Source organism: Aeromonas taiwanensis (genome assembly GCF_000820165.1).
Lineage (GTDB): Bacteria > Pseudomonadota > Gammaproteobacteria > Enterobacterales > Aeromonadaceae > Aeromonas > Aeromonas taiwanensis.
In genome coordinates this window covers 20,563-29,609 of record NZ_CDDD01000036.1, presented here as the reverse complement: position 1 = coordinate 29,609, position 9,047 = coordinate 20,563, and the positions used below count along the sequence as shown (strand labels likewise).

11 protein-coding genes, 1 tRNA gene and 1 rRNA gene are annotated in these 9,047 nt (G+C 62.4%); 12 read left to right on the top strand and 1 reads right to left on the bottom strand.

Annotated features, from left to right (window positions below; translation table 11 throughout):
* Nucleotides 1-27 precede the first annotated feature (27 nt).
* Together rrf and BN1136_RS06365 are read left to right on the top strand one after the other, a co-directional pair.
* A 5S ribosomal RNA gene (gene rrf / locus BN1136_RS06370) occupies nucleotides 28-142 on the top strand.
* A gap of 47 nt (nucleotides 143-189) precedes the next feature.
* A tRNA-Thr gene (locus BN1136_RS06365) sits at nucleotides 190-265 on the top strand.
* Nucleotides 266-319: 54 nt separating this feature from the next.
* Here the strand turns inward: BN1136_RS06365 and BN1136_RS06360 are convergent.
* Entirely contained in the window at nucleotides 320-511 is a 192-nt protein-coding gene (locus BN1136_RS06360) for a hypothetical protein (protein ID WP_231557836.1), read from the bottom strand.
* 112 nt (nucleotides 512-623) lie between these two features.
* Here BN1136_RS06360 and BN1136_RS06355 point away from each other — a divergent pair, with 112 nt between their 5' ends.
* From BN1136_RS06355 to hemB, 10 genes are all read left to right on the top strand, one after another.
* On the top strand, nucleotides 624-1,889 hold the full coding sequence (locus BN1136_RS06355) for a cytosine deaminase (protein WP_043763900.1): 1,266 nt from the start codon (nucleotides 624-626) through the stop codon (nucleotides 1,887-1,889).
* Between the two features lie 89 nt (nucleotides 1,890-1,978).
* Entirely contained in the window at nucleotides 1,979-2,356 is a 378-nt protein-coding gene (gene crcB, locus BN1136_RS06350) for a fluoride efflux transporter CrcB (protein WP_043763901.1), read from the top strand.
* A 194-nt stretch (nucleotides 2,357-2,550) separates the two neighbouring features.
* Complete coding sequence (ubiE, locus tag BN1136_RS06345) at nucleotides 2,551-3,303, top strand: bifunctional demethylmenaquinone methyltransferase/2-methoxy-6-polyprenyl-1,4-benzoquinol methylase UbiE (protein ID WP_043763902.1); 753 nt, start codon at nucleotides 2,551-2,553, stop codon at nucleotides 3,301-3,303.
* An 8-nt stretch (nucleotides 3,304-3,311) separates the two neighbouring features.
* Entirely contained in the window at nucleotides 3,312-3,920 is a 609-nt protein-coding gene (locus BN1136_RS06340; RefSeq protein WP_043763903.1) for a ubiquinone biosynthesis accessory factor UbiJ, read from the top strand.
* A complete protein-coding gene (gene ubiB, locus BN1136_RS06335) occupies nucleotides 3,920-5,560 on the top strand; it encodes a ubiquinone biosynthesis regulatory protein kinase UbiB (RefSeq protein ID WP_043763904.1) in 1,641 nt (546 codons plus the stop codon). The genes BN1136_RS06340 and ubiB overlap by 1 nt, the downstream gene beginning before the upstream one ends.
* 40 nt (nucleotides 5,561-5,600) lie before the next feature.
* A complete protein-coding gene (gene tatA, locus BN1136_RS06330) occupies nucleotides 5,601-5,849 on the top strand; it encodes a Sec-independent protein translocase subunit TatA (protein WP_043763905.1) in 249 nt (82 codons plus the stop codon).
* A gap of 3 nt (nucleotides 5,850-5,852) precedes the next feature.
* Nucleotides 5,853-6,299 carry a Sec-independent protein translocase protein TatB gene (gene tatB, locus BN1136_RS06325; RefSeq protein ID WP_043763906.1) on the top strand — a complete coding sequence of 149 codons (447 nt, stop codon included), beginning with the start codon at nucleotides 5,853-5,855 and terminating at the stop codon, nucleotides 6,297-6,299.
* Nucleotides 6,296-7,051 carry a twin-arginine translocase subunit TatC gene (gene tatC / locus BN1136_RS06320; RefSeq protein ID WP_043763907.1) on the top strand — a complete coding sequence of 252 codons (756 nt, stop codon included), beginning with the start codon at nucleotides 6,296-6,298 and terminating at the stop codon, nucleotides 7,049-7,051. The genes tatB and tatC overlap by 4 nt, the downstream gene beginning before the upstream one ends.
* A gap of 111 nt (nucleotides 7,052-7,162) precedes the next feature.
* The gene (locus BN1136_RS06315) at nucleotides 7,163-7,948 is read left to right on the top strand and encodes a TatD family hydrolase (RefSeq protein WP_043808205.1); all 786 of its coding nucleotides are present in this window, start codon (nucleotides 7,163-7,165) and stop codon (nucleotides 7,946-7,948) included.
* Nucleotides 7,949-7,951: 3 nt separating this feature from the next.
* Complete coding sequence (gene hemB, locus BN1136_RS06310) at nucleotides 7,952-8,971, top strand: porphobilinogen synthase (RefSeq protein ID WP_043763913.1); 1,020 nt, start codon at nucleotides 7,952-7,954, stop codon at nucleotides 8,969-8,971.
* Nucleotides 8,972-9,047 lie beyond the last annotated feature (76 nt).

Here is a 9,047-nt window from a genome sequence, read left to right as displayed (position 1 = left end):
TCAGCTTTTTCAGATTGAAGATTTTTGCCTGGCGGCAATAGCGCAGTGGAACCACCTGACCCCATGCCGAACTCAGAAGTGAAACGCTGTAGCGCCGATGGTAGTGTGGCATTCGCCATGCGAGAGTAGGACACTGCCAGGCACCCATTTCAAGATTGCGCGCTGAGCGTGGTCTTTACCGGTTAGTGTGCTGATATGGCTCAGTCGGTAGAGCGCATCCTTGGTAAGGATGAGGTCCCCAGTTCGATTCTGGGTATCAGCACCATTAAAAAGAAAGCCTCCCAATCGGGAGGCTTTTTTGTTTCTGTCTTTCCCCCCTTTATCTCGCCGATATCTGTCTGACATCCAGGTAGAAATGGGCCTGCCCCGCAGCCTCGATCTGGATGGCAGCGACCAGGCGCTCATCGTGTTTATATTCCCAGTGAATCTCTATGACGTTCAGAGACAGCTTCCTGATGCCCGGGCTTTTCAGATAGTTGTGAAACAAGCCCGCGCTGCCGATCTGGGTCAATCCTGGCTTCATCCCTACTGAAGCCCTTTATGGTGAACCCTTCTCTATTGAACTGATCCGAGCTAAGTTGTGGATTAGCAAAGGCTATCTGTCTCTTCAAGGGGAAAGGAACATGCTGATAAAGAATGTGCGTCTGGCTGACAGGGAGGGGATGTGGCAGATCCTCTGTCAGGATGGCCTGATCCGGACCATGGCACCCATGAGCCAGATGCTCCTCTCGGCCCGGGAGCTTGACGGGGAAGGGGGGCTGGCGGTGGCGCCCTTTATCGAGCCCCACATTCACTTGGATACCACTCAGACGGCGGGTGAGCCGAGCTGGAACCTCTCCGGTACCCTGTTCGAGGGAATAGAGCGCTGGGCCGAGCGCAAGGCGCTCCTGACCCACCAGGATGTGAAGCAGCGCGCTATCCAGACCCTCAAATGGCAGATCGCCAACGGCATCCAGTTCGTCCGTACCCATGTCGACGTCTCCGATCCCAACCTGGTGGCGTTGAAGGCCATGGTGGAGGTGCGGGAGGAGATGAAGGAGTGGGTGGAGCTGCAGATCGTCGCCTTCCCGCAGGAGGGGATCCTCTCCTATCCCAACGGCAAGGCTCTGCTGGAGGAGGCGCTCAAGCTCGGAGCCGATGTGATCGGCGCCATTCCCCATTTCGAGTTTACCCGGGAATATGGGGTAGAAAGCCTGCATTACGTCTTCGATCTTGCAGAAAAATACGGGGTTCTTGTCGATGTGCACTGCGATGAAATTGATGATGAGCAGTCCCGCTTTCTCGAGACGCTGGCGACCCTGGCCTACGAGCGTGGCATCGGCCGGCGGGTGACCGCCAGCCACACCACGGCCATGCACTCCTACAACGGTGCCTATGCCTCCCGCCTGTTCCGGCTTCTCAGGATTGCGGATATCAACTTTGTCGCCAATCCGCTGGTGAACATCCACCTGCAGGGGCGTTTCGATACCTATCCCAAGCGCCGGGGCATAACCCGGGTGGAGGAGATGCTGGAGGCGAACATCAACGTCTGTTTCGGCCACGACGACGTGTTCGACCCCTGGTACCCCATGGGCACGGGCAACATGCTGCAGGTATTGCACATGGGGCTGCATGTCTGCCAGATCATGGGCTACGAGCAGATCAATGACAGCCTCAAACTCATCGGGGCGCACAGCGCCCGCACCCTGAATGTGCAGGATCGCTATGGCATCGAGACTGGCAAGCCCGCCAACCTGTTGATCCTGCCAGCGGACAATGGCTTCGATGCGGTGCGCCGCCAGGTGCCGGTTCGCTACTCTATCCGCCATGGCAAGGTGATCGCCGAAACTCGCCCCGCCGAGACGTCCCTGCATCTGGCACAGAGTGAACCAGTCGATTTTCGTCGCTGATCCGCCTCAAACTCGCCGATTAATTGCCGGCTGTCCCTGTCAGCCGGCATTTTGCATAATAAGGACCTGATACCTTTGGAGCCTGTTCCATGCAAACCTGGTTATTTGTCGCGGTCGGTGGCGCCTTCGGTGCCTGCCTTCGCTTTGGGATCGCCGAATTGATGGCCTTGCTGCTGGGGCGCCACTTCCCCTATGGCACTCTGGTGGTCAACGTCGTGGGCTCCTTCATCATGGGGATAGCCTATGCGCTCATCACCCATGCCCAGGTGGTGGAACACCCGATGAAGCCGCTGCTGATGGTCGGCATTCTGGGGGCGCTGACCACTTTCTCCTCCTTCGCCCTGGATACAGTGGTGCTGGCCCAGCAGGGGGCCTATCTCAAGGCGCTGCTCAACGTGGGGCTCAATCTGTTCCTCTGTCTGGCCATGGTCGTACTGGGGATTCAGCTGGTCGTGAGCCGGCTGTGAGGCGCCATCTCCTCTCAGGTGCCAAATGAGACAGCGACACTGGGTACCTGAGATTCAGCTCTCCACCCCGTCGCCCCGGCCCCTGCTTCCCTTGCCACCCTTGTACGACAGGCACTAAACAGGTTCTGAGGTGTCCGGACGCTGGCTGCTCTGGTAAACTGGCGGCCATTCTTTGCTCTATGGGTATTTGAGGGATGTCGGAACAGACTAGTACTACGCATTTTGGCTATAAAACCGTGGCGGCGACCGAGAAGGAAACTCTGGTAGCTGGCGTCTTCCATTCGGTGGCGGCCAAGTATGATCTGATGAACGATCTGATGTCGTTCGGCATTCACCGCCTGTGGAAGCGCTTCACCATCGACTGCTCCGGGGTCCGCAAGGGCCAGAAGGTGCTGGATCTGGCCGGTGGCACCGGGGATCTGACCGCCAAGTTCTCCCGCATCGTCGGCGAGACTGGCCAGGTGGTGCTGGCAGACATCAACGACTCCATGCTCAAGGTGGGTCGCGACAAGCTGCGCAACCTGGGGGTGGCCAACAACGTCTCCTACGTGCAGGCCAACGCCGAGGCGCTCCCCTTCCCGGACAACCACTTCGACGTCATCACCATCGGCTTCGGTCTGCGCAACGTCACCGACAAGGACAAGGCGCTCGCCTCCATGTTCCGGGTGCTCAAGCCGGGCGGCCGCCTGCTGGTGCTGGAGTTCTCCAAGCCGGAGAGCGAGGTGATCGCCAAGCTGTACGATCTCTACTCCTTCAAACTACTGCCGAAAATGGGCGAAATTGTCGCGAACGACAGTGAAAGCTACCAGTACCTGGCAGAATCCATCCGCATGCACCCGGATCAGCAGACCCTGGCCGGCATGATGGAGAAGGTCGGGTTCGAGCAGGTGGAGTTCTACAACCTGACCCAGGGTGTGGTCGCCCTGCACCGCGGTTACAAGTTTTAAGGTCGCCTATGCCGATGGATGCCATGGTCACCGCGGTGATCGAAACCAGCCTCAACCAGTTGCTGACCCTCGACAAGCAGAGCCCTGAGCGGCTGCGCAAGCTGGCGGGCAAGGTGCTCAAGCTGGAGCTGCGCGAACTCAAGCCGCTCTGGTTTGTCTTCTCCGACCGCCGGCTGGATGTGCTGGCCCGCTATGAAGGGGAGGCCGATGCGGTGCTCAGTCTCTCCCTGACCGCCCTCGGTCTGCTCAAAGAGCCCTCCGCCCTGACCCGCTACATCCGCGAGGAGAAGCTGGACCTGAGCGGCGATCCCCAGCTGGTGCAGGCGTTCAGCGCCCTGCTGGGTGAGCTCGACATCGACTGGGAGGAGGAGCTGTCCCGCTATACCGGCGACGTGCTGGCTCACACCCTGTGCAGCGGAGCCCGTCAGGCGCGCCGCCTGGTGGGACGCGAGCTGTGCCGCAGTCAGCGGCAGCTGGCGGAGTACCTGACCGAGGAGGCCAGGCTGGCCCCCGGCCCCCTGGAGGTGGCGAGCTTCAACGACGACGTCGAGGTGCTGGCCCAACAGCTCAAGGCCGTCGAACTGCGTCTGGCCCGCCTCGAGCAACAGGTGAGCTGATGACCCCGAAGGAGTTCAAACGCCTCTATCGCATCGTCAGCATCCTGCTGGAGCAGGGCATCGACGAGCTGGTGCCCGCCCGTTACCAGCCCTGGCCCGGCCGGCTGGCCCGCCGCAGCCTGTTCTGGCTCAAGAACAGGCAGCAAGGCATGAGCCGCGGTGCCCGCATTCGCCTCGCCTTCGAGGCCCTCGGCCCCATCTTCATCAAGTTCGGCCAGATGCTCTCGACCCGGCGCGATCTGCTGCCTCCGGACATCGCCGAGGAGCTGGCGCTGCTGCAGGACAGGGTGCCTCCCTTCTGTGGGCAGGCCGCCCGCCGCCAGATCGAGGCGAGCCTGGGTTGCACCATCGAGACCCTGTTCGACGACTTCGACGAGACGCCGCTGGCGTCCGCCTCCATCGCCCAGGTGCACACTGCTCGCCTGAAAGAGAACGGCCGCGAGATCGTCATCAAGGTGATCCGCCCAGACATTGAGCCCGTCATCGAGGCAGATCTGCGCCTGATGCAGGCGCTGGCCCGTCTGGTAGCCCGCTTCGTGCCCCAGAGCGCCAGGCTGCGCCCGGTTGAGGTAGTGGAAGAGTACCGCAAGACCATACTTGACGAGCTCAACCTGATGCGGGAGGCGGCCAACGCCATCCAGCTGCGTCGCAACTTCACCGGCTCCGAGGCGCTCTATGTGCCCGAGGTGTACACGGATCACTGCCGTGAGCAGGTGCTGGTGATGGAGCGCATCTACGGCATTCCCGTCTCCGATATCGCGGCGCTGGAGGCCAACGGCACCAACATGAAGCTGCTGGCCGAGCGCGGGGTGGAGGTCTTCTTCACCCAGGTGTTCCGCGACAGCTTCTTCCACGCCGACATGCACCCGGGCAACATCTTCGTCTCTTACGAGCACCCCGAGAATCCGCTCTGGATCGGCATCGACTGCGGCATCGTCGGTACCCTGAACCGGGAAGACAAGCGCTACCTGGCGGAGAACTTCCTAGCCTTCTTCAACCGTGACTACCAGCGGGTCGCCCAGCTGCACGTGGAGTCCGGCTGGGTGCCGCCCGATACCAAGGTGGACGAGTTCGAGTTTGCCATCCGCACCGTGCTGGAGCCCATCTTCGAGAAGCCGCTCTCCGAGATCTCGTTCGGCCACGTGCTGCTCAACCTGTTCAACACCGCCCGTCGCTTCAACATGCAGGTGCAGCCGCAGCTGGTGCTGCTGCAGAAGACCCTGCTCTACGTGGAAGGGCTGGGGCGCCAGCTCTATCCCCAGCTGGACCTGTGGCAGACCGCCAAGCCCTATCTGGAAAACTGGATGCACGAGCAGGTCGGCCCCAAGGCGGTGTGGAATGCCATCAAGGAGAAGGCTCCCTTCTGGGCGGAGAAGCTGCCGGAGCTGCCTGAGCTGGTCTACGAGACCCTGCGCCAGGCCCGACATCAGCAGCACCACTTCGACCAGATGTTCGCCGATTTTCGCCGGCACAGCCGTCGCCAGGGGCAGGCGCGCTACCTCTTAGGGGTTGGAGCCAGCCTGCTATTGGCGGGTGTATTCTTGCTGACCCAGAAACAACACATTGAGTGGGGACAAATCAGCCTCGCCGGCGCCGGGTTATGCTGGCTGCTGGGTTGGCTGCGAACCCGTTCTCATTAAACACAGTGCGCCAGCGGGCGCCAATCCTGGAGAGAAAGTCATGGGTGGTATCAGTATTTGGCAGTTGTTGATCATCGCAGTCATCGTCGTGCTGTTGTTCGGGACCAAGAAGCTGCGCGGCATCGGCGGCGATCTGGGTGCGGCGGTCAAGGGGTTCAAGAAGGCGCTCTCCGATGAGCCGGCCGACACCAAGCCCGAGCAGAAGGACGCCGAGTTTCCGACCAAGCAGTTGAACGAGACGGCCAGCAGCGCCGACACCGCCAAGCAGAAAGACAAAGATCAGGCCTAAGCCATGTTCGACATCGGTTTTTGGGAGCTGATCGTCATCGGTGTCGTCGCCCTGGTGGTGCTGGGGCCCGAGCGGTTGCCGGTGGCGATCCGGACCGCCAGTCACTGGATCAGGCTGATCCGCAGTACCGCCAACTCGGTGAAGTCCGAGCTGGAACAGGAGCTCAAGTTGCAAGAGCTGCACAACGATCTGAAAAAGGCCGAAAAGCTGCAGATGAACAACCTGAGCCCCGAGCTGCAGGAGTCCATCGAGCAGCTGAAGGCGGCTGCCCAGTCGGTGAACCGCCCATACGAACAGCAGAACACCATCCGCCCCGTCCCGGCCGTGGCCGAGGTGAAGGAGGCGTCGGTGCCGCAAGCTGCCGCTGTGGCCGCTCCCGAGCAGGCTGCCCCCGTGGATGAGGTGCGCAGCACCGAGCCAGATGCCAGGCAAGAGGAGGCGAAGCCATGAGTCAGGCCGAGCAACCCCTCATCAGCCACCTGGTGGAGCTGAGAACACGCCTGTTGCGTTCCGTTGGCGCCATCCTGCTGGTGTTCGTCGCGCTGATCTACTTCTCCAACGACATCTACGACTTCATCGCACAGCCGCTGCTCAGCCAGCTGCCGGAAGGCACCAGCATGATAGCGACGGATGTGGCGACCCCCTTCATCACGCCCATCAAGCTGACCCTGGTGGTCTCCTTCTTCGTCGCGATCCCCTATCTGCTCTATCAGGCCTGGGCCTTCATCGCCCCCGGTCTGTACCAGCACGAGCGACGCCTCATCATGCCGCTGGTCGCGTCCAGCGCCGTGCTCTTCTATGCGGGGATGGCGTTTGCCTACTACGTGGTGTTCCCGCTGGTGTTCGGCTTCTTCACCAGTACTGCCCCCGCCGGGGTGACGGTGGCGACCGACATTGCCAGCTATCTGGACTTCGTGCTGACCCTGTTCTTCGCGTTCGGGGTGGCGTTCGAGATCCCGGTCGCCACCATACTGCTGTGCTGGACCGGGGTGACCACGCCCAAGAGCCTGAAGGAGAAGCGTCCCTACGTTATCGTCGGGGTCTTCGTGGTCGGCATGCTGCTGACGCCGCCGGATGTGTTCTCCCAGACCCTGCTGGCGATCCCCATGTGGGCGCTCTGGGAACTGGGGCTCTTCTTCGCCCGCTTCTATGTGAAGAAAGAAGACGAGCAGGAGCAGGAACAATCGGAAGAGGGGAGCTGAGGCTCCCTTCCTCTTTTCATGCCTCCGTTCGAGGCGTATGGTAAGGCCCCATCGAGTAGATGGTTTTCAAATGCCTGATATGTCTTCCTTTTGTTCGGACCCGCTGACCCCATGATCGACATAGGTGTGAACCTGACCAGCAGCCAGTTTGCTGACGAGCAAGCCGAGCTGGTGACCCGCGCCCGCGCCGCCGGCGTGGAGGCCCTGATCCTGACCGGCACGGATCTGGCCGGCAGCCAGGCCAGCGCGGAGCTGGCCACCCAGTGGCCGGGCTACTGTTTCTCCACCGCCGGGGTGCACCCCCACGATGCCAAAAGCGTCGACGCGGCGACCCTGCCTGCCCTTCGCGAGCTGGCGGCGCTGCCCCAGGTGGTGGCCATCGGCGAGTGTGGCCTGGACTACAACCGCGACTTCTCCCCCCGTCCTGTGCAGGACGCGGTGTTTGATGCCCAGCTGGCGCTGGCTGCCGAGCTCGGGATGCCGGTGTTTCTCCACTGCCGCGATGCCCATGACAGGTTCGTCGAGATCCTGCGCCCCTGGCTGCTCCGCCTGCCCGGAGCCGTGCTGCACTGCTTCACCGGCTCCGACGCCGAGCTCGACGAGTGCCTGGCGCTGGGGCTGCACATCGGGGTGACCGGCTGGCTCTGTGACGAGCGGCGCGGCCAGCTGCTGCGCGAGCAGGTGGCCCGCATTCCGGCCGGTCGCCTGATGATAGAGACGGATGCCCCCTACCTGGTGCCGCGGGATCTGAAACCCAGGCCCAAACGCAACGAACCCGCTTTCTTGCCGCACATCGCCCAGGTGGTGGCGGCCTGCCGTGGTGAAGCGCCCGAGGCCTTGCTGGCCCATACCCGGGCCACCTCCGCCGCATTCTTCCAACTTCCGCTTTTGGAGTGATTCATGGCCACAACTCTTCCGGGGGCCTTCCCGGGTCGCCGTCTGCGCCGGGTGCGCAAACATGATTTCAGCCGTCGTCTGGTGCGCGAGAACGTACTGACTGTCGACGATCTCATCTATCCCGTCTTCGTGCTGGAGGGAGAGGGTCAGCGGGAAGCCGTCGCCTCCATGCCGGGGGTGGATCGCCTCTCCATCGACCTGCTGCTCGAAGAGGCCGCCGAACTGGTCGCCCTCGGCGTGCCGGCGGTGGCCCTGTTCCCGGTGACGCCGCTGGAGAGAAAGAGCCTGATGGCGGAAGAGGCCTACAATCCGGATGCCCTGGCCCAGCGCGCGACCCGCGCCCTCAAGGCCCGCTTCCCGGAGCTCGGGGTCATCACCGACGTGGCGCTCGACCCCTTCACCACCCACGGTCAGGACGGTATCATCGACGATGAAGGCTATGTGATGAACGACATCACCACCGAGATCCTGGTGAAGCAGGCGCTCTCCCATGCCGCCGCCGGAGCCGACATAGTCGCACCGTCCGACATGATGGACGGCCGTATCGGTGCCATCCGTGCGGCCCTGGAGGAGAATGGCTTCGTCAACGTCCAGATCATGGCCTACTCCGCCAAGTACGCCTCCCACTACTACGGCCCGTTCCGCGATGCGGTGGGCTCCGCCGGCAACCTCGGCAAGAGCAACAAGGCCACCTACCAGATGGATCCGGCCAACGGCAACGAGGCCCTGCACGAGGTGGCGCTGGACATCGCCGAAGGGGCCGACAGCGTCATGGTCAAGCCGGGCATGCCCTATCTCGACATCATCCGCCGGGTGAAGGATCAGTTTGGTGTGCCGACCTTCGCCTACCAGGTGAGCGGCGAGTACGCCATGCACATGGCGGCGATCCAGAACGGCTGGCTGAAGGAGAAGGAGTGCGTCCTGGAGTCCCTGCTCTGCTTCAAGCGGGCCGGTGCCGACGGCATCCTCACCTACTTCGCCAAGCGCGTGGCCCAGTGGCTGAAGGAGGACGCCCGGCGCTGAGGCGGTGGCGTCATCCTGCTGACAATGCCGGCCCCGGGCCGGCATTGTCGTCTCTGGCGGGCGGGTAGCTCGTTTT